Origin of the sequence: Salmonella sp. 3C (assembly GCF_025426275.1) — a bacterium.
Taxonomy (GTDB): Bacteria; Pseudomonadota; Gammaproteobacteria; order Enterobacterales; family Enterobacteriaceae; genus Salmonella; species Salmonella enterica.
The window spans coordinates 790,327-809,358 of the sequence record NZ_CP104858.1 but is presented as its reverse complement, the minus strand read 5'-3'; the positions used below and the strand labels follow the sequence as shown (position 1 = coordinate 809,358).

At 50.5% G+C, this 19,032-nt stretch carries 13 protein-coding genes and 1 pseudogene; 11 read left to right on the top strand and 3 right to left on the bottom strand.

Going from position 1 to position 19,032, the window contains the following annotated elements; genetic code table 11:
* Nucleotides 1-15: 15 nt before the first annotated feature.
* Nucleotides 16-603: a fimbrial protein gene (locus tag N7E69_RS03830; RefSeq protein WP_000842512.1), complete on the bottom strand. Its 588-nt coding sequence runs from the start codon at nt 601-603 to the stop codon at nt 16-18.
* A 606-nt stretch (nt 604-1,209) separates the two neighbouring features.
* Between N7E69_RS03830 and mazG the strand changes: the two genes are divergently transcribed.
* The 5 genes from mazG to N7E69_RS03805 all read left to right on the top strand — a co-directional run bounded on the left by mazG (nt 1,210) and on the right by N7E69_RS03805 (nt 7,528).
* A complete protein-coding gene (gene mazG / locus N7E69_RS03825) occupies nt 1,210-2,010 on the top strand; it encodes a nucleoside triphosphate pyrophosphohydrolase (RefSeq protein ID WP_000210451.1) in 801 nt (266 codons plus the stop codon).
* Between the two features lie 227 nt (nt 2,011-2,237).
* Nucleotides 2,238-3,875 carry a glutamine hydrolyzing CTP synthase gene (pyrG, locus tag N7E69_RS03820; protein ID WP_000210863.1) on the top strand — a complete coding sequence of 546 codons (1,638 nt, stop codon included), beginning with the start codon at nt 2,238-2,240 and terminating at the stop codon, nt 3,873-3,875.
* 82 nt (nt 3,876-3,957) lie between these two features.
* Entirely contained in the window at nt 3,958-5,256 is a 1,299-nt protein-coding gene (gene eno, locus N7E69_RS03815) for a phosphopyruvate hydratase (RefSeq protein ID WP_000036735.1), read from the top strand.
* Nucleotides 5,257-5,391: 135 nt separating this feature from the next.
* Entirely contained in the window at nt 5,392-6,063 is a 672-nt protein-coding gene (gene queE, locus N7E69_RS03810) for a 7-carboxy-7-deazaguanine synthase QueE (protein WP_001199961.1), read from the top strand.
* A gap of 667 nt (nt 6,064-6,730) precedes the next feature.
* Entirely contained in the window at nt 6,731-7,528 is a 798-nt protein-coding gene (locus N7E69_RS03805; protein ID WP_001207998.1) for an MBL fold metallo-hydrolase, read from the top strand.
* A gap of 87 nt (nt 7,529-7,615) precedes the next feature.
* Here the strand turns inward: N7E69_RS03805 and queD are convergent, their stop codons facing one another.
* Nucleotides 7,616-7,978, bottom strand: a complete 363-nt coding sequence (gene queD, locus N7E69_RS03800; protein WP_000108313.1) for a 6-carboxytetrahydropterin synthase QueD — start codon at nt 7,976-7,978, stop codon at nt 7,616-7,618.
* Nucleotides 7,979-8,401: 423 nt separating this feature from the next.
* Here queD and cysJ point away from each other — a divergent pair, with 423 nt between their 5' ends.
* The 3 genes from cysJ to cysH all read left to right on the top strand — a co-directional run bounded on the left by cysJ (nt 8,402) and on the right by cysH (nt 12,749).
* Nucleotides 8,402-10,201 (top strand): NADPH-dependent assimilatory sulfite reductase flavoprotein subunit, encoded by a 1,800-nt coding sequence (cysJ, locus tag N7E69_RS03795; RefSeq protein ID WP_000210930.1) that lies wholly within the window; start codon nt 8,402-8,404, stop codon nt 10,199-10,201.
* On the top strand, nt 10,201-11,913 hold the full coding sequence (cysI, locus tag N7E69_RS03790) for an assimilatory sulfite reductase (NADPH) hemoprotein subunit (protein WP_001290672.1): 1,713 nt from the start codon (nt 10,201-10,203) through the stop codon (nt 11,911-11,913). Before cysJ ends, cysI begins: the two co-directional genes overlap by 1 nt.
* Nucleotides 11,914-12,014: 101 nt before the next feature.
* Nucleotides 12,015-12,749 carry a phosphoadenosine phosphosulfate reductase gene (cysH, locus tag N7E69_RS03785; RefSeq protein ID WP_000039870.1) on the top strand — a complete coding sequence of 245 codons (735 nt, stop codon included), beginning with the start codon at nt 12,015-12,017 and terminating at the stop codon, nt 12,747-12,749.
* Between the two features lie 87 nt (nt 12,750-12,836).
* Here the strand turns inward: cysH and sopD are convergent, their stop codons facing one another.
* Nucleotides 12,837-13,790: an SPI-1 type III secretion system effector SopD gene (sopD, locus tag N7E69_RS03780; RefSeq protein ID WP_001145541.1), complete on the bottom strand. Its 954-nt coding sequence runs from the start codon at nt 13,788-13,790 to the stop codon at nt 12,837-12,839.
* A gap of 443 nt (nt 13,791-14,233) precedes the next feature.
* Between sopD and cas3 the strand changes: the two are divergent.
* From cas3 to casB, 3 genes and pseudogenes are all read left to right on the top strand, one after another.
* Nucleotides 14,234-16,897: pseudogene (cas3, locus tag N7E69_RS03775) on the top strand (CRISPR-associated helicase Cas3').
* An 11-nt stretch (nt 16,898-16,908) separates the two neighbouring features.
* Entirely contained in the window at nt 16,909-18,465 is a 1,557-nt protein-coding gene (gene casA, locus N7E69_RS03770) for a type I-E CRISPR-associated protein Cse1/CasA (protein ID WP_000368579.1), read from the top strand.
* Nucleotides 18,462-19,022 (top strand): type I-E CRISPR-associated protein Cse2/CasB, encoded by a 561-nt coding sequence (gene casB, locus N7E69_RS03765; protein ID WP_000117944.1) that lies wholly within the window; start codon nt 18,462-18,464, stop codon nt 19,020-19,022. The genes casA and casB overlap by 4 nt, the downstream gene beginning before the upstream one ends.
* Nucleotides 19,023-19,032: the final 10 nt, after the last annotated feature.

Sequence of the window (19,032 nt, the reverse complement as noted above, 5' to 3'; positions counted from 1 at the left end):
ACTCTGTTAACTGAATTACAGGTAAGAGATAGTGACGTTGGCGGCGCTGCTGAATTCACCTGTGCCCACGGTACCGGTTGCTGCGCCAACCAGCCAGGCGGTGAAATTCAGGCTTTGCTTCTCATCAAGAATGGTATCTCCGTCCAGGTCCGCAATGGCCTGTGTATAGGTATCGCCCAGTTTGATATTGTTTTTGCCAGCATCGCCGATTGCCAGGCTTACGTTGCTAATAGCGCCAGTGCCGTCAGTCTTCATCAGCGCGAGATTATCCGTGGCGCCTGTAGCCGCTGTGGTTCCACTACCTGTAGTGAATACCACATTCATATTTTTCTCGGTAGCCCAGGTACAACCCTCAAGATCGATATGAAAGGTACGGGCATTGTTGATGGTCGTTTTACCATTACTCAGCGTGCCATTACCGATACTTGAACCCATATTGACTGTTTGATCTTCCGTATCCAATGTGACGGAGCAGGGGGAGTCAACAATATTACCAAGGAAAGTGACCTTCGCTGTGTTGCTACCCGCGGCTTGAGCGCCGGAGACAATTCCCATAACTAAAGATGCAGTTACTGCCAGTTTACAAAAATGAGATGACTTCATCGTGTTATCCTTAATTAACGTGTTTTATGGCAACATTTTGTACGCGTATACCAAGGGATATGCGGCATAGAGCCATGCTGCGGGCTTTGGGTAAAAAATAGGTCATAATAAAAATATTATATTTCTACATTTTTATGAGTATATTCTTATGAGCTGAATGATCGTACCTGCTCATAGAATATTATATGTAATACTTTCAATATATTTATTTCATGTATGTTCCAGAAAAAACAAAAAAGCGGTCTTTTTTGAATATTAAACTGGCGTGCATGCTACTCGTTTTTCCGTAAAAGTGAAATAATTTATTTTTTTGAAAGGGAAGGCTCTTTGGGGGGGGAGGCTTATAGTGTTTGCATAATTTTTTTACTTAATTGATGTTATTTATAATGCCTGGTGCAAATATCTATTTTTTTAATAAATTAGTTATATGATATATTATATTGTTGTGTATCGATTAATAATTTTAAAGTTATACGGGAAAGGTAGCATTCAACGCCTGTTAACAATATATTTTATTATATAGGCGTTGTCGTAGTGTCTCTGTGCGTGAATGGTTAAGAATAATACGTTACAATTGTCGCTAGTATTTACAACCGATTAAAAACCATGACAACTAACCATCAAATTGACCGTCTTCTCACCCTCATGCAGCGCCTGCGCGACCCGGAAAACGGCTGCCCGTGGGATAAAGAGCAGACCTTCGCCAGCATCGCGCCTTATACGCTGGAAGAAACCTATGAAGTACTGGATGCGATTGCGCGTGAGGATTTTGACGATTTGCGCGGCGAACTGGGCGACCTGTTGTTCCAGGTGGTGTTTTACGCGCAGATGGCGCAGGAAGAAGGCCGCTTCGATTTTAATGATATCTGCGCTGCCATCAGCGACAAGCTGGAGCGCCGCCATCCGCATGTTTTCGGCGAGCTTTCCGCGGATAATAGCGAAGAAGCATTAGTTCGCTGGGAGCAAATCAAAACGGAAGAGCGCGCGCAAAAAGCGCAGCATTCCGCGCTGGACGATATTCCGCGCAGCTTACCGGCCTTGATGCGCGCGCAAAAAATCCAGAAACGTTGCTCAAACGTGGGCTTTGACTGGACGACGCTGGGACCGGTCGTCGATAAGGTCTATGAAGAGATCGATGAGGTGATGTTCGAGGCGCGGCAGGCGGTTGTTGATCAGGCTAAACTGGAAGAGGAAATGGGCGATTTGCTCTTTGCCACGGTCAACATGGCGCGTCATTTAGGTACGAAAGCGGAGCTCGCTTTGCAAAAAGCGAACGATAAATTTGAACGTCGTTTTCGCGAAGTTGAACGTATTGTCGCAGCCAGAGGCCTGGAAATGACCGGGGTAGACCTGGAAACAATGGAAGAAGTTTGGCAGGAAGTAAAACGCCAGGAAATTGATCTCTAAAGGTTTTAGGCGGTCAAGAGCGATTTGTGTGATTTTTTAAATAACAAGCGCTTGATTTACGTCAAAAACATTTACCTCAAAGGGGCTATTTTCTCCCTCCCTGTGTGAATGTCAGCCTGACGAAGAGGAGGAATAATGAAAGTTTGTGGCGTAGGTCATGTTCGGGTATACTGCTTTCCCGTCCTAGTTATTCCATCGTCTTTTAAACCTAACTTCTCAGGTTCCGCATGACAACGAACTATATTTTTGTGACCGGCGGGGTCGTATCCTCTCTGGGTAAAGGCATTGCCGCAGCCTCCCTCGCAGCCATTCTGGAAGCCCGTGGTCTCAACGTGACCATCATGAAACTGGATCCGTACATCAACGTCGATCCGGGTACTATGAGCCCAATCCAACACGGGGAAGTGTTCGTTACTGAAGACGGCGCTGAAACCGACCTGGACCTGGGGCACTACGAGCGTTTCATCCGCACCAAGATGTCTCGCCGCAACAACTTCACGACTGGCCGCATCTACTCCGACGTTCTGCGTAAAGAACGCCGTGGCGACTATCTGGGCGCAACCGTACAGGTAATCCCTCACATCACTAACGCGATTAAAGAGCGCGTGCTGGAAGGTGGCGAAGGCCACGATGTGGTACTGGTGGAAATCGGCGGTACCGTCGGTGATATCGAATCGCTGCCGTTTCTTGAGGCGATTCGTCAATTGGCGGTAGATATCGGTCGTGAACACGCGCTGTTTATGCACCTGACGCTGGTACCTTACCTGGCGGCTGCGGGCGAAGTGAAAACTAAACCGACTCAGCACTCCGTGAAAGAGCTGCTGTCTATCGGTATTCAGCCCGATATTCTGATTTGTCGTTCCGACCGTGCGGTTCCTGCCAACGAGCGTGCAAAAATTGCATTGTTCTGTAATGTGCCGGAAAAAGCCGTTATTTCAATGAAAGATGTCGATTCCATTTATAAAATTCCAGGCCTGTTGAAATCTCAGGGGCTTGATGATTATATTTGTAAACGATTCAGCTTGAACTGTCCGGAAGCTAACCTGTCTGAATGGGAACAGGTCATTTACGAAGAAGCGAACCCGGCAGGCGAAGTGACTATCGGCATGGTCGGCAAATATATTGAACTGCCGGATGCCTATAAGTCGGTGATCGAAGCGCTGAAACACGGTGGTCTGAAAAACCGCGTTACCGTCAACATCAAATTGATCGATTCGCAAGATGTTGAAACGCGCGGCGTCGAAATTCTGAAAGATTTGGACGCTATCCTGATCCCCGGCGGCTTCGGCTATCGTGGCGTTGAAGGTAAAATCGCCACTGCGCGCTATGCGCGTGAAAACAATATTCCTTATCTGGGCATTTGCCTGGGGATGCAGGTTGCGTTGATTGAGTTCGCTCGTAACGTGGCCGGCATGGACAACGCCAACTCAACGGAATTTGTGCCAGACTGTAAGTACCCGGTTGTGGCGTTAATTACCGAGTGGCGCGATGAAGACGGTAACGTTGAAGTCCGTAGCGAGAAAAGCGATCTGGGCGGCACCATGCGCCTGGGCGCGCAGCAGTGCCAGCTTAGCGATGACAGTCTGGTACGTCAGTTGTACGGCGCGTCAACGATTGTTGAACGTCATCGCCATCGTTACGAAGTCAACAATATGTTGTTGAAACAAATTGAAGCAGCGGGTCTGCGTGTCGCAGGCCGTTCCGGTGATGATCAGTTAGTCGAGATCATTGAGGTACCGAATCATCCGTGGTTCGTGGCCTGTCAGTTCCATCCGGAATTTACTTCCACGCCGCGTGATGGACATCCGTTGTTTGCTGGCTTTGTTAAAGCCGCCAACGAGCATCAGAAACGTCAGGCGAAGTAAAAAAGTTAGAACGGCGGTGCACCCTCAGCGGTGCACCGTTTGTCTGAAGTTTTAGTTTAACTAGTGACTTGAGGAAAACCTAATGTCCAAAATCGTTAAAGTCATCGGTCGTGAAATCATCGACTCCCGTGGTAACCCGACTGTTGAAGCTGAAGTACACCTGGAAGGTGGTTTCGTAGGTATGGCGGCGGCTCCGTCAGGTGCTTCTACTGGTTCCCGCGAAGCGCTGGAACTGCGCGATGGCGACAAATCCCGTTTCCTGGGTAAAGGCGTAACCAAAGCTGTTGGCGCGGTTAACGGCCCGATCGCTCAGGCTATTCTTGGCAAAGACGCTAAAGACCAGGCTGGCATCGACAAAATCATGATCGACCTGGACGGTACTGAAAACAAATCTAACTTCGGTGCAAACGCCATTCTGGCTGTCTCTCTGGCTAACGCCAAAGCTGCTGCTGCCGCTAAAGGTATGCCGCTGTACGAGCACATTGCTGAACTGAATGGCACGCCGGGCAAATACTCCATGCCGGTTCCGATGATGAACATCATCAACGGCGGCGAGCACGCTGACAACAACGTCGACATCCAGGAATTCATGATCCAGCCGGTTGGCGCGAAAACGGTTAAAGAAGCCATCCGTATGGGTTCTGAAGTTTTCCATCACCTGGCAAAAGTGCTGAAAGGCAAAGGCATGAACACCGCTGTGGGTGACGAAGGCGGCTATGCGCCGAACCTGGGTTCCAACGCTGAAGCGCTGGCTGTTATCGCTGAAGCGGTTAAAGCGGCTGGTTACGAGCTGGGTAAAAACATCACCCTGGCGATGGACTGCGCAGCATCTGAATTCTACAAAGACGGTAAATACGTTCTGGCTGGCGAAGGCAACAAAGCGTTCACCTCCGAAGAATTCACCCACTTCCTGGAAGAACTGACCAAACAGTACCCGATCGTTTCCATCGAAGATGGTCTGGACGAGTCTGACTGGGACGGTTTTGCATACCAGACCAAAGTACTGGGCGACAAAATCCAGCTGGTTGGTGACGACCTGTTTGTAACCAACACCAAAATCCTGAAAGAAGGCATCGAGAAAGGCATCGCTAACTCCATCCTGATCAAATTCAACCAGATCGGTTCTCTGACCGAAACGCTGGCTGCAATCAAGATGGCGAAAGATGCTGGCTACACTGCTGTCATCTCTCACCGTTCTGGTGAAACTGAAGACGCTACCATTGCTGACCTGGCTGTTGGTACCGCTGCAGGCCAGATCAAAACCGGTTCTATGAGCCGTTCTGACCGCGTTGCTAAATACAACCAACTGATTCGTATCGAAGAAGCTCTGGGCGAAAAAGCACCGTACAACGGTCGTAAAGAGATCAAAGGCCAGGCGTAATCCTGCTTTTACCTCTTAATGTAAAAACCCGCTTCGGCGGGTTTTTTTGTATCTGTTCAATAGCGCAGCCGCTGTGCATGACCGGGCAGACGAAATCTGCAATAATTAACGATTATCCCCTTAACAGAGAACGCTATGCAGTACCCGATTAACGAGATGTTCCAGACTCTACAAGGCGAGGGTTATTTTACCGGCGTCCCCGCTATTTTTATTCGTTTACAGGGATGTCCGGTCGGCTGTGCCTGGTGTGATACTAAGCATACCTGGGATAAACTGAGCGATCGGGAAGTGTCTCTGTTCAGCATTCTGGCAAAAACCAAAGAGAGCGACAAATGGGGTGCTGCGAGCAGTGAAGACTTGCTGGCAGTAATTAACCGTCAGGGCTATACCGCGCGTCACGTTGTCATCACCGGTGGCGAACCCTGTATTCACGACCTCATGCCGCTCACCGATCTGCTTGAAAAGAGTGGTTTTAGTTGCCAGATTGAAACCAGCGGGACGCATGAAGTGCGCTGTACGCCTAACACCTGGGTCACGGTTTCACCAAAAGTGAATATGCGCGGGGGATATGACGTGCTTTCCCAGGCGCTGGAGCGCGCCAATGAAATCAAGCATCCCGTTGGGCGAGTTCGTGATATTGAGGCGCTGGATGAACTGTTAGCCACGTTGAGCGATGATAAACCGCGCGTGATTGCTTTGCAGCCCATTAGCCAGAAAGAAGACGCGACGCGTCTGTGTATTGAAACGTGTATTGCACGTAACTGGCGGCTGTCTATGCAAACGCATAAATATTTAAATATCGCCTGATGCATTACTAAGCTTACAGACGGCCTGCCGATGCCGTCTGTGACTCATCCATTACCTTGCATTGTTTATTTTCTCTATGTGAATTTCGATGAGTGTATAAAAGCGCTGATAAATTTTTCCATAGCGATGCACGGATCGCGCTATTTTGGTAAATTTAAAGAAAAAATCATTCTATGAACTTTTTTGCATCAAAATCAGCAAATTAGCTGTTCTTTAATAATTTAAATTGTTGCGATTATGTTGGTGGAATGTGGTGCTGATAAAAAGTAGTTTATAAACAATGACATACGTTTAGTGTGTTCCCCGCGCCAGCGGGGATAAACTGCCGTGCCTGTCCAGGACAAATTGCCGATTATTGTGTTCCCCGCGCCAGCGGGGATAAACTGCTGCCGGTCTGTGCTGTTGTCGTCAATAATCAGTGTTCCCCGCGCCAGCGGGGATAAACCGAGTTACTGATGCAGACTGCGGATCTTAATCGGGTGTTCCCCGCGCCAGCGGGGATAAACCGTGCGCCAACGACTGGAATTTTTGCGTGTAGCCGTGTTCCCCGCGCCAACAAGGATAGCCGTTGCATAATCATAATCTGTGTACCAGTAATGGCTGGTACAAACCTGTAAAGTAAAAAGGCCGCGTTTTCCCGGGGGAGGCTTTTCTACAGGAGAAGGCCATGGCGTTAAGGATCAGGGTATTGCTCGAAAATCATAAGGGAGCTGGAGCGGATAAATCGTTGAAGGCCCGGCCAGGATTAAGCCTGTTAGTCGAGGATGAGTCTACGTCGATCTTGTTCGATACCGGCCCTGATGGCAGTTTTATGCAAAACGCGTTGGCGATGGGGATCGACCTGTCCGATGTGTCTGCTGTGGTGCTTTCGCATGGTCATTACGATCATTGCGGCGGCGTGCCGTGGCTTCCTGATAACAGTCGAATCATCTGCCATCCCGATATTGCGCGCGAACGTTATGCGGCAATGACTTTTCTCGGTATTACCCGAAAAATAAAAAAATTGTCGTGTGAGGTGGACTATTCACGCTACCGAATGATGTACACGCGTGACCCCCTGCCGATTGGCAAAAACTTTATCTGGTCAGGGGAAATACCGGTGGTTGCGCCTGAAGCCTACGGCATTTTTGGCGGCCACGATGCGGAGCCGGACTCCATTTTGGATGAGGGCGTACTGATTTACCAATCGACAAAAGGATTAGTCATCATTACGGGATGCGGGCATCGGGGGATCGCAAATATTGTCCGGCACTGTCAGAACATTACCGGTATAAAGCGGATTTACGCGCTTGTCGGCGGATTTCATCTCCGCTGCGCATCACCGTTCACGCTGTGGCGAGTCAGGCGCTTTCTGCAAGAACAAAAACCTGAAAAACTATGCGGTTGTCACTGTACAGGGGCCTGGGGGCGGTTGTGGCTACCGGAAATAACCGCACCTGCAACCGGTGATGTGCTGCGCTTTTAACACCGCGCTGGACAATGTTTTCACTGATAAAACGTCGTGTGGATAGGCTGGAATCAATTTGACATCCAGCCCACGCGTTAATAAACCTTATTCGCCGCGATAGACGCAGCCGGCTGTACAGGTCTCTTTCACCATCACGGCGCTCAGTAGCGGCACGACGGGCTTAACCTGATCCCAAATCCATTTTGCCAGCACTTCGCTGGTGGGATTGGACAGCCCTGGAATATCATTCAGATAGTAGTGATCAAGACGATCGTAAGTCGGTTTAAACGCCGCTTTGAGATCCGCGAAATCCATAATCCAACCGGTATGCGGATCGACTTCACCGGTAATTTCGAGACGCACCATAAACGAGTGTCCGTGCAGGCGGCCGCACTTATGCCCTTCAGGCACGTGAGGCAGGCGGTGAGCGGCTTCAAAGGTGAAATCTTTATACAACGTGGTGGACATGATGAACTCTCAGGCAATAAAAAAACCGCCGTAGGGTACCGGAAAGCGCATTTTTTATCATTAACTAAAACCATTCTCCGCCTTGTGACGGGCAATTAATTTAAGAATTTCCAGAAAATTTAATAATTATCAATCAATTATAAAATCGATTTTGGCGTTAATAACGATAACTAAAACAGGTTAGTTCATTTGGTTATTTGTTATTTCCAACCCTTCTTTAATTGTTATTCCTCTCACCGTTAACCTTATCCTCAGTTTGGGATTTATCGCTTATACATTTCATCTTTCAAGCCGCATCTGTGTTGACTGCGTTTACTCACCCCAGTCACGTATTTATGTACGCTCCTGGGGCGCGCTCAGCTTACGGCGAACTTGAATGATTTTGTGTATAGATCCGCTTTGCTTACTGGAACATAACGACGCATGACGACACCGGCTCCACTGACTGGGTTGCTTCCGCTTAATCCGGAGCAACTGGCGCGCCTTCAGGCCGCGACAACCGACCTTACTCCCGAACAGCTTGCCTGGGTCTCCGGCTATTTTTGGGGCGTACTGAACCCGCGCTCAGGCGTTGTTGCCGTCACGCCTGTTCCTGAGCGGAAGATGCCGGGGGTTACGCTTATCTCCGCTTCGCAAACCGGCAATGCGCGTCGTGTGGCGGAAGCGCTGCGTGATGATCTGCTGGCGGCCAACCTTAATGTGACACTGGTGAACGCCGGCGACTACAAATTCAAACAGATTGCCAGTGAAAAACTGTTGGTGATAGTGACGTCCACCCAGGGAGAAGGCGAGCCGCCGGAAGAGGCCGTCGCGCTGCATAAATTCCTGTTCTCCAAAAAAGCGCCGAAACTGGAAAACACCGCTTTTGCCGTGTTTAGCCTCGGCGACACCTCTTATGAATTTTTCTGCCAGTCCGGAAAAGATTTCGACAGCAAACTGGCGGAACTGGGCGGTGAACGTCTGCTCGACCGTGTCGATGCTGACGTTGAATATCAGGCAGCTGCCAGCGAATGGCGCGCCCGCGTGGTTGATGTTCTGAAGTCTCGCGCACCTGTCGCGGCACCTTCGCAATCCGTCGCTACTGGCGCGGTAAACGACATCCACACCAGCCCCTATACTAAAGACGCGCCGCTGATCGCGACCCTCTCCGTGAATCAGAAAATCACCGGTCGCAACTCGGAAAAAGATGTGCGTCATATTGAGATTGATTTAGGCGACTCCGGCCTGCGCTATCAGCCGGGCGATGCGCTGGGCGTCTGGTATCAGAACGATCCGGCTCTGGTGAAGGAGCTGGTTGAGTTGCTGTGGCTGAAAGGCGATGAGCCGGTGACGGTTGATGGTAAAACCCTGCCGCTCGCCGAAGCGCTGGAGTGGCACTTCGAGCTGACGGTGAATACCGCCAACATTGTTGAGAACTACGCGACCCTGACGCGCAGTGAGTCGCTGTTGCCATTAGTGGGCGACAAAGCGCAGCTCCAGCACTACGCCGCGACCACGCCCATTGTTGATATGGTGCGTTTCTCTCCGGCGCAGCTCGACGCTGAAGCATTAATCGGCCTGCTGCGTCCGCTGACGCCGCGTCTGTACTCCATCGCCTCCGCGCAGGCGGAAGTCGAAAGCGAAGTACACGTAACCGTCGGCGTCGTGCGCTACGATATTGAAGGCCGCGCCCGCGCGGGTGGTGCTTCCAGCTTCCTCGCCGACCGCGTGGAAGAAGAGGGCGAAGTGCGCGTCTTTATTGAACACAACGATAATTTCCGCCTGCCAGCGAATCCGCAGACTCCGGTGATTATGATTGGCCCAGGTACGGGTATCGCGCCGTTCCGCGCCTTTATGCAGCAACGCGCCGCCGACGGTGCGGAAGGCAAGAACTGGCTGTTCTTCGGTAACCCGCACTTCACCGAAGACTTCCTTTATCAGGTTGAATGGCAGCGTTACGTGAAAGAAGGTGTGCTGAACCGGATCGATCTGGCCTGGTCCCGCGATCAAAAAGAAAAAATTTACGTACAAGACAAGCTGCGTGAACAGGGTGCCGAGCTGTGGCGCTGGATCAATGATGGCGCGCATATTTATGTCTGCGGCGATGCCAGGCGCATGGCCGCAGATGTCGAAAAAGCATTGCTGGAAGTGATCGCTGAATTCGGCGGTATGGACCTCGAATCGGCAGATGAATATTTAAGTGAGCTGCGCGTCGAGCGCCGTTATCAGCGAGATGTCTACTAATGAGCGAAAAACATCCAGGCCCACTGGTGGTCGAAGGTAAACTGTCCGATGCCGAGCGCATGAAGCTGGAAAGCAACTATTTGCGCGGTACCATTGCGGAAGATCTGAACGACGGTCTCACCGGTGGTTTTAAAGGCGATAACTTCCTGCTGATCCGCTTCCACGGCATGTACCAGCAGGATGACCGTGACATTCGTGCCGAGCGCGCCGAGCAGAAGCTGGAGCCGCGTCACGCGATGCTGCTGCGCTGCCGTCTGCCGGGCGGGGTGATTACTACGACGCAATGGCAAGCGATCGACAAATTCGCGGCGGATAACACGATTTATGGCAGTATCCGTCTGACCAACCGCCAGACCTTCCAGTTTCACGGCATTCTGAAGAAGAACGTCAAGCCGGTGCACCAGATGCTGCACTCGGTGGGGCTGGACGCGCTGGCGACCGCTAACGATATGAACCGTAACGTGCTGTGCACCTCCAATCCCTACGAGTCTCAGCTGCACGCTGAAGCCTACGAGTGGGCGAAGAAGATCTCCGAACATCTGCTGCCGCGCACCCGTGCGTATGCGGAGATCTGGCTCGATCAGGAGAAGGTCGCGACCACCGATGAAGAACCGATCCTCGGGCAGACCTATCTGCCGCGTAAGTTCAAAACCACGGTAGTGATCCCGCCGCAAAACGATATCGATCTGCACGCCAACGACATGAACTTCGTGGCGATTGCCGAAAACGGCAAGTTGGTCGGCTTTAACCTGCTGGTGGGCGGCGGTCTGTCTATTGAGCATGGTAATAAGAAAACCTACGCTCGTACGGCCAGCGAGTTTGGCTATCTGCCGCTGGAGCACACCCTGGCGGTGGCCGAAGCGGTAGTGACGACGCAGCGCGACTGGGGTAACCGTACCGACAGGAAAAATGCCAAAACCAAATACACCCTTGAGCGCGTGGGACTGGAGACATTTAAAGCGGAAGTCGAGCGTCGCGCGGGGATCAAATTTGAGCCGATCCGCCCGTATGAGTTTACCGGTCGCGGCGATCGTATCGGTTGGGTGAAAGGGATCGACAACAACTGGCACCTGACGCTGTTTATCGAAAACGGTCGTATCCTGGATTATCCGGGGCGCCCGCTGAAAACCGGCCTGCTGGAGATCGCGAAGATTCATCAGGGCGAGTTCCGTATTACCGCTAACCAGAACCTGATTATTGCCAGCGTGCCGGAAAGCCAGAAAGCGAAGATCGAGACGCTGGCGCGCGACCACGGGTTGATGAATGCGGTGAGCGCGCAGCGTGAAAACTCAATGGCCTGTGTATCGTTCCCGACCTGCCCGCTGGCGATGGCGGAAGCCGAGCGTTTCCTGCCGTCGTTCACGGACAAAGTGGAAGCGATTCTGGAAAAACACGGCATTCCTGATGAGCATATCGTGATGCGCGTGACCGGCTGCCCGAACGGCTGTGGTCGCGCGATGCTGGCGGAAATTGGCTTAGTAGGGAAAGCGCCTGGTCGTTATAACCTGCATCTTGGTGGAAACCGTATTGGGACACGTATCCCACGGATGTATCAAGAAAATATCACCGAGCCGGATATTCTGGCCTCGCTGGATGAACTGATTGGGCGCTGGGCGAAAGAGCGTGAAGCGGGTGAAGGCTTCGGCGACTTTACGGTGCGTGCGGGCATCATTCGCCCGGTGCTCGATCCCGCGCGTGATTTCTGGGAATAACCTGAATTGCCGGATGGCGGCATAAATGCCTTATCCGGCCTACCGCCCGCGTAGGCCTGATAAGCGAAGCGCCATCAGGCAAGGTATACCGCGAGGAACTTATGTCCAAACTCGATCTAAATGCCCTGAATGAACTGCCAAAAGTCGATCGCGTACTGGCGTTGGCGGAAACCAACGCTCAACTGGAAACGCTGACTGCCGAAGAACGCGTGGCTTGGGCGCTGGAAAATCTGCCCGGCGAATACGTGCTTTCTTCAAGCTTTGGCATCCAGGCGGCGGTGAGCCTGCACCTGGTGAATCAGATTCGCCCGGATATCCCGGTGATCCTCACCGATACCGGCTATTTGTTCCCGGAAACCTATCAGTTTATTGATGAGCTAACGGACAAACTCAAACTCAACCTGAAAGTTTACCGCGCGGGCGAAAGTCCGGCCTGGCAGGAAGCGCGCTACGGCAAGCTGTGGGAGCAGGGCGTTGAGGGCATTGAGAAATACAATGAGATCAACAAAGTCGAGCCGATGAACCGGGCGCTAAAAGAGCTGAAAGCGCAGACGTGGTTTGCGGGTCTGCGTCGCGAGCAGTCCGGCAGCCGCGCGCATTTACCTGTTCTCGCTATCCAACGCGGCGTGTTTAAAGTGCTACCGATTATCGACTGGGATAACCGCACGGTTTACCAGTATCTGCAAAAGCACGGTCTGAAATACCATCCGCTGTGGGATCAGGGCTATCTGTCGGTGGGCGATACGCACACCACCCGCAAATGGGAGCCGGGTATGGCGGAAGAAGAGACACGCTTCTTCGGACTGAAGCGCGAGTGCGGGCTGCATGAAGGGTGATTGTCCTTACGCGGTATGATTATACTTGCTGTTATGAAAAATCCGGCAGGCAGCCGGATTTTAAATTGGTTATATTACTGACTATCTTTATGTCAGTAATATATTACGACTGCACCCATCTTTACCAATGTGCAAAGAACGTTCATGGGTTAGATATAGCTTTTCAAGAATTACATCAATAAACATTTTTTTTGCATGATAGTCGTTATAATCCTGATTAAGTTTTTTTAAAAAACCAGAATTTGTTGGTTTAAACTCTGCAAACGGCGAATAGGTATGTAGTAAATAGGAGATACACGGATGCATCATGCTAAAAGCGACTTCACCTTGTACCTCCTGATAACCTATTTTGCAAAACTGAGTTGTAGGCTCAAAGTTACCTGCATTAATACAGGCCAGCATCGATTTTTCATCTTCAGTAAGCGAGTCCTGCCATTCGACAAGCGGGTGGTCTGGAGCCTCTGCGGGACGCATCATCTCATAAACCGCCGCTTTGATTTGTGCATTGCCCGTCACTTCTTTTCGTAGTGTAGAAATCGACTCCTGAAGTAATTCCGGGTGCCAGGTCATCTTCGCACCAATCACCTCGCATATTTGTAAAAATAACTGTCTCTCCTCTCTACTCATAGATTCTATCACTGCATCATCTGATATATTGAGGATGTCCTTAATATTGCTTTGGCTGATTACCGTGTCGCCGACCATAAGTAAAAATTGTGTCTGAGAAGCGTCCATCTTGATAGTAAACAGATCTTGATGAGCCGGGCAGGCCAGATGTTGTAGCCGTTTAAAGGCGTAAATTTTATTTATATCCTCTACGTTAACTTCCATCTCTCCAGGTTCACCACGGCCCTGCCCGTGAATGATGGAGTGTAACACTTCCAGCGCATGGTCCTTTTTTTCCGCTCTAAAATGATCCTGGACTTTATCCCAACCCCCCATATGGATTGCTTTTTCTTTATCTGCGCTTAACAGATGAGCAAGTCGACTTTCATTAAGCGTATAATTTTGATGATTACCGAAGCTTAAAGTGACTGGCATAATATTTTCCTTCAAATTTATATTATTCAATATCCGGAGTAAAATATATCGTTCAATTCTCTCTTTTTTATTAAACAGATAAAGTTTACTACAGGAGAGAATTTGAACGACATTATTAATACAGCACATTTATGGTTGGTAATCCTTTGTGGTGACGATAATTCAGACAAAAGGTAGATGATTCGCCGCAAATGGTCGTTTTTTTTAAATTTTGGTTTATGCAGAAGGCATTGGAGGAAGCCTCTTTGAGCGCTTCTTCCAGAAGAAAAAGGCGGAAAAATTTATAATAATTATTCGTGGGGTAAATATTTCTGAAGAATATATAAAATTGAGCGGCATATTTAAATATAATCTCAGGAAGTGCAATTTTTGTGAGGTATATCAACAAAAAAGACCATTAAAAAGGCGTAGAGTGCTTTTATTATCCACATGCTGGAGTTTACGTGTCGATATATCACTATTGGGGAAAGTCTCGAAGAGGAGAAACTGACGGCGGTGATGATTACCATTTGCTTTGCTGGCATTCTTTAGATGTTGCGGCTGTGGGTTACTGGATGGTGATAAATAATATTTATTTTATTGACCACTATCTAAAAAAATTAGGCATCCAGGATAAGGAGCAGGCGGCGCAATTTTTTGCCTGGATTTTATGTTGGCATGATATTGGAAAGTTTGCTCATTCCTTCCAGCAACTATACCGTCATGAGGCTTTAAATATCTTTAATGAGCCTACACGGCATTATGAAAAAATCGCGCATACCACGCTGGGATACATGTTGTGGAACTCCTGGCTAAGTGAATGCCCTGAATTGTTTCCTCCTTCTTCGCTTTCAGTTCGTAAAAGTAAGCGCGTTATGGCGCTTTGGATGCCAGTCACTACAGGTCATCATGGACGCCCTCCAGAGGCAATCCAGGAGCTGGACCATTTTCGCCAGCAGGATAAAGACGCGGCAAGAGATTTTCTTCTGAGAATAAAAGCGCTCTTTCCTTTAATTACTTTGCCTGAAGCCTGGGATGAAGATGAGGGTATCGACCAATTTCAGCAACTTTCCTGGTTTATTTCCGCTGCGGTTGTACTGGCTGACTGGACTGGTTCTGCCAGCCGTTATTTTCCGCGTACTGCGGAAAAAATGCCTGTTGATACCTACTGGCAGCAAGCTCTCGCTAAAGCACAAACTGCCATCACGCTATTTCCCTCAGCGGCGAATGTGTCTGCCTTTACGGACATAGAAACGCTTTTCCCTTTTATTCAGCATCCCACACCGTTACAACAAAAGGCGCTTGAGCTGGATATCAACGTGGATGGCGCCCAACTCTTTATTCTTGAAGATGTCACCGGGGCCGGAAAAACAGAGGCGGCGCTCATATTAGCTCATCGACTGATGGCGGCAGGTAAAGCGCAGGGACTCTATTTTGGACTGCCGACAATGGCGACAGCCAACGCGATGTTTGAACGTATGGCGAACACCTGGCTGGCGCTGTATCAGCCGGACTCCCGTCCCAGCCTGATTCTGGCGCATAGCGCGCGTCGCTTAATGGATCGTTTCAATCAGTCAATATGGTCGGTCACTCTTTCTGGTACGGAAGAACCCGATGAAGCGCAGCCTTATAGTCAGGGATGCGCCGCCTGGTTTGCCGACAGCAATAAAAAAGCGTTGTTGGCGGAGGTTGGCGTAGGCACGTTGGATCAGGCGATGATGGCGGTAATGCCATTTAAACATAACAACCTGCGGTTACTGGGTCTTAGCAACAAGATCTTACTGGCTGATGAGATCCATGCCTGTGATGCCTGGATGTCCCGAATACTTGAAGGTTTGATCGAACGGCAGGCCAGTAATGGCAACGCCACTATTCTGTTATCTGCGACGCTATCGCAGCAGCAGCGAGATAAGCTGGTGGCGGCATTTTCCCGTGGGGTGAGGCGTAGTGTGCAGGCGCCGTTGCTAGGCCATGACGATTATCCCTGGCTGACTCAGGTCACACAAACAGAGCTGATTTCTCAGCGGGTTGATACACGCAAAGAGGTTGAGCGTTGCGTAGATATTGGCTGGCTACATAGTGAAGAGGCGTGTCTTGAACGTATAGGTGAAGCAGTGGAAAAAGGAAACTGTATCGCCTGGATACGTAACTCCGTTGATGATGCGATTCGTATCTATCGCCAGCTTCAACTGAGTAAGGTCGTCGCCACGGAAAACCTTTTACTCTTCCATAGTCGCTTTGCTTTTCACGATCGTCAGCGGATTGAGTCGCAGACGCTGAATCTCTTTGGCAAACAGAGCGGCGCGCAACGTGCCGGTAAGGTCATTATCGCCACGCAGGTAATCGAACAAAGTCTGGATATTGACTGCGATGAGATGATCTCTGATTTAGCGCCGGTGGATTTATTAATTCAGCGGGCCGGTCGACTACAGCGTCATATTCGCGATCGTAACGGTCTGGTGAAAAAGAGTGGGCAGGATGAGCGAGAGACGCCAGTGCTGCGCATTCTTGCTCCGGAGTGGGATGACGCGCCGCGAGAGAACTGGTTATCCAGCGCCATGCGTAACAGCGCCTATGTCTATCCCGATCATGGGCGCATGTGGCTGACGCAGCGCATATTACGTGAGCAGGGGACGATTCGGATGCCGCAATCTGCCCGCTTGTTGATTGAGTCGGTCTACGGTGAGGATGTCAACATGCCGGTTGGATTTGCAAAAACCGAGTAATTGCAGGAAGGCAAATTTTATTGCGACCGGGCATTTGCCGGCCAGATGCTGCTTAACTTTGCGCCGGGCTACTGTGCTGAAATTAGCGATTCTTTACCGGAGAAAATGTCAACGCGGCTGGCGGAAGAGTCTGTCACGCTGTGGCTGGCGAAAATCGTGGATAGCGTCGTAACCCCTTATGCCAGCGGTGAACACGCCTGGGAGATGAGCGTGCTGCGAGTACGTCAGAGCTGGTGGAATAAACATAAAGACGAGTTTGAAAAATTAGACGGCGAACCCTTGCGTAAGTGGTGTGCGCAACAGCATCAGGATAAGGATTTTGCCACGGTGATTGTGGTGACGGACTTTGCCGCTTGTGGTTATTCGGCGAATGAGGGATTGATTGGCATGATGGGGGAATAACGAATACAGATATGGACAATTTTTCACTTTTAACAACGCCCTGGCTCCCCGTCCGTTTCAAAGACGGTTCCACGGGCAAGCTGGCCCCCGTCGATCTGGCGGATGAAAACGTGGTGGACATCGCCGCAACGCGAGCAGATTTACAGGGAGCGGCCTGGCAGTTTCTGTTGGGATTGCTGCAATGCAGTATCGCGCCGAAAAGATACAAAAATTGGGAGGATATCTGGTTTGATGGATTGCATGCCGATGTGCTCCATAAGGCATTAGCACCGTTAGAACACGCTTTTCAGTTTGGCGCGGAATCCCCCTCGTTTATGCAGGATTTTGAACCGTTAAGCGGCGAAAAAGTCTCTATTGCCTCATTGTTGCCGGAAATACCTGGCGCGCAAACCACGAAGTTCAATAAAGATCATTTTGTCAAACGCGGCGTAACGGAACGTTTTTGTCCGCACTGCGCGGCGCTGGCGCTGTTCTCGTTGCAGCTTAACGCGCCTGCGGGCGGCAAAGGCTATCGTACCGGGCTGCGCGGCGGCGGGCCACTGACCACGCTGGTTGAATTGCAGGAATATCAGGGCGAGCGGCAAACGCCGATCTGGCGCAAGCTGTGGCTCAACGTGATGCCGCAGGATACTGCGGATCTGCCTTTACCAGACCAGTGTGATGCGACCGTTTTCCCGTGGCTTGCCGCGACGCGGACCAGCGAGCAGGCGAATGCCGTTACCACGCCGGAGCAGGTCAATAAACTCCAGGCGTACTGGGGGATGCCGCGTCGTATCCGCCTGGATTTTGCCACCTTACAGTCAGGTTGCTGCGATATTTGCGGCGCTGAAAGCGATGAGCTTCTTGGCTTTATGACCGTCAAGAACTACGGCGTTAACTACGATGGCTGGCGGCACCCGCTGACGCCTTATCGCGCCCCGGTAAAAGATCAAAACGCCTTCTTTTCCGTTAAACCGCAGCCCGGCGGCCTTATCTGGCGCGACTGGCTGGGGTTAAGTCAGAACAACCAGACGGAAGCGAATTACGAATCTCCCGCGCAGGTAGTCAAGGTGTTTAACGCCCGCTCGCTGACTGACGTTAAAGCGGGGATCCGGGGCTTTGGCGCGGATTTCGACAATATGAAAATCCGCTGCTGGTATGAGCATCACTTCCCGTTGCTGATGACGGAAGGTCTGATCCCTGATTTACGTAAGGCCGTGCAAACTGCGGCCCGCCTGTTGAGCCTGCTTCGCAGTGCGCTAAAAGAAGCGTGGTTCACCAATGCGAAGGATGCGCGGGGTGATTTCAGTTTTATCGACATTGATTTCTGGAACCTGACGCAGGGGCGCTTTCTCAATCTGATCCACGATCTGGAAAACGGACACAAGCCGGACGAAAGGCTGAATAAATGGCAAAGAGAACTTTGGCTGTTTACCCGTTGTTACTTCGATGATCACGTCTTTACCAACCCCTACGAGAGCAGCGATCTGGAGCGCATCATGAAGGCGCGCAAAAAATATTTTACTTCATCGGCGGAAAAGCAAAGCGCAAAAGCCGCCAAAGCAAAGAAACAGGAGGCTGCTGAATGAGTGTTGTGACGAAAGATGATAAAGCCACTTTGCGTCAGTGGCATGATGAACTACAAGAAAAACGTGGATTACGTGCCAGCTTACGACGTAGTAAAACGGTGAATGATGCCTGTTTGGCTGAGGGGCTTCATTCATTGTTAATGCAAACACATTCTTTATGGAAAAACAAAGCACCCTGGAATGTTACTGCATTGGCAATCACAGCGGCACTGGCTGCACATATCAAATTTATTGATGAGCAAAAGAGTTTTGCTGCGCAGCTTGGACAGAAGAAAGGTGGCGACACTCCGGTGATGTCAAAATTACGCTTCTCCCACCTATTAGCGGTAAAAACGCCGGATGAACTGCTGCGCCAGTTACGGCGTGCGGTGAAGCTGTTAGATGGTTCGGTCAACCTGTTTTCTCTTGCAGACGATATTTTCTGCTGGTGCCAGGAGCAGAATGACTTGCTGAACCACCATCGCCGCCAGCAGCGGCCAACCGAATTTCTTCGTATCCGCTGGGCGCTGGAATACTACCAGGCCGGCGATGGCGATACCGATAACGAACAAGATTAACAGGGATATC

Bases quoted from the DNA above. Each gene is read 5' to 3' on its own strand.
- casB (WP_000117944.1), top strand. From the start codon at position 18,462: ATGAGTGTTGTGACGAAAGATGATAAAGCCACTTTGCGTCAGTGGCAT.
- cysH (WP_000039870.1), top strand. From the start codon at position 12,015: ATGTCCAAACTCGATCTAAATGCCCTGAATGAACTGCCAAAAGTCGAT.
- cysI (WP_001290672.1), top strand. From the start codon at position 10,201: ATGAGCGAAAAACATCCAGGCCCACTGGTGGTCGAAGGTAAACTGTCC.
- eno (WP_000036735.1), top strand. From the start codon at position 3,958: ATGTCCAAAATCGTTAAAGTCATCGGTCGTGAAATCATCGACTCCCGT.
- sopD (WP_001145541.1), bottom strand. From the start codon at position 13,790: ATGCCAGTCACTTTAAGCTTCGGTAATCATCAAAATTATACGCTTAAT.
- N7E69_RS03805 (WP_001207998.1), top strand. From the start codon at position 6,731: ATGGCGTTAAGGATCAGGGTATTGCTCGAAAATCATAAGGGAGCTGGA.
- casA (WP_000368579.1), top strand. From the start codon at position 16,909: ATGGACAATTTTTCACTTTTAACAACGCCCTGGCTCCCCGTCCGTTTC.
- N7E69_RS03830 (WP_000842512.1), bottom strand. From the start codon at position 603: ATGAAGTCATCTCATTTTTGTAAACTGGCAGTAACTGCATCTTTAGTT.
- queD (WP_000108313.1), bottom strand. From the start codon at position 7,978: ATGTCCACCACGTTGTATAAAGATTTCACCTTTGAAGCCGCTCACCGC.
- pyrG (WP_000210863.1), top strand. From the start codon at position 2,238: ATGACAACGAACTATATTTTTGTGACCGGCGGGGTCGTATCCTCTCTG.
- queE (WP_001199961.1), top strand. From the start codon at position 5,392: ATGCAGTACCCGATTAACGAGATGTTCCAGACTCTACAAGGCGAGGGT.
- cysJ (WP_000210930.1), top strand. From the start codon at position 8,402: ATGACGACACCGGCTCCACTGACTGGGTTGCTTCCGCTTAATCCGGAG.
- mazG (WP_000210451.1), top strand. From the start codon at position 1,210: ATGACAACTAACCATCAAATTGACCGTCTTCTCACCCTCATGCAGCGC.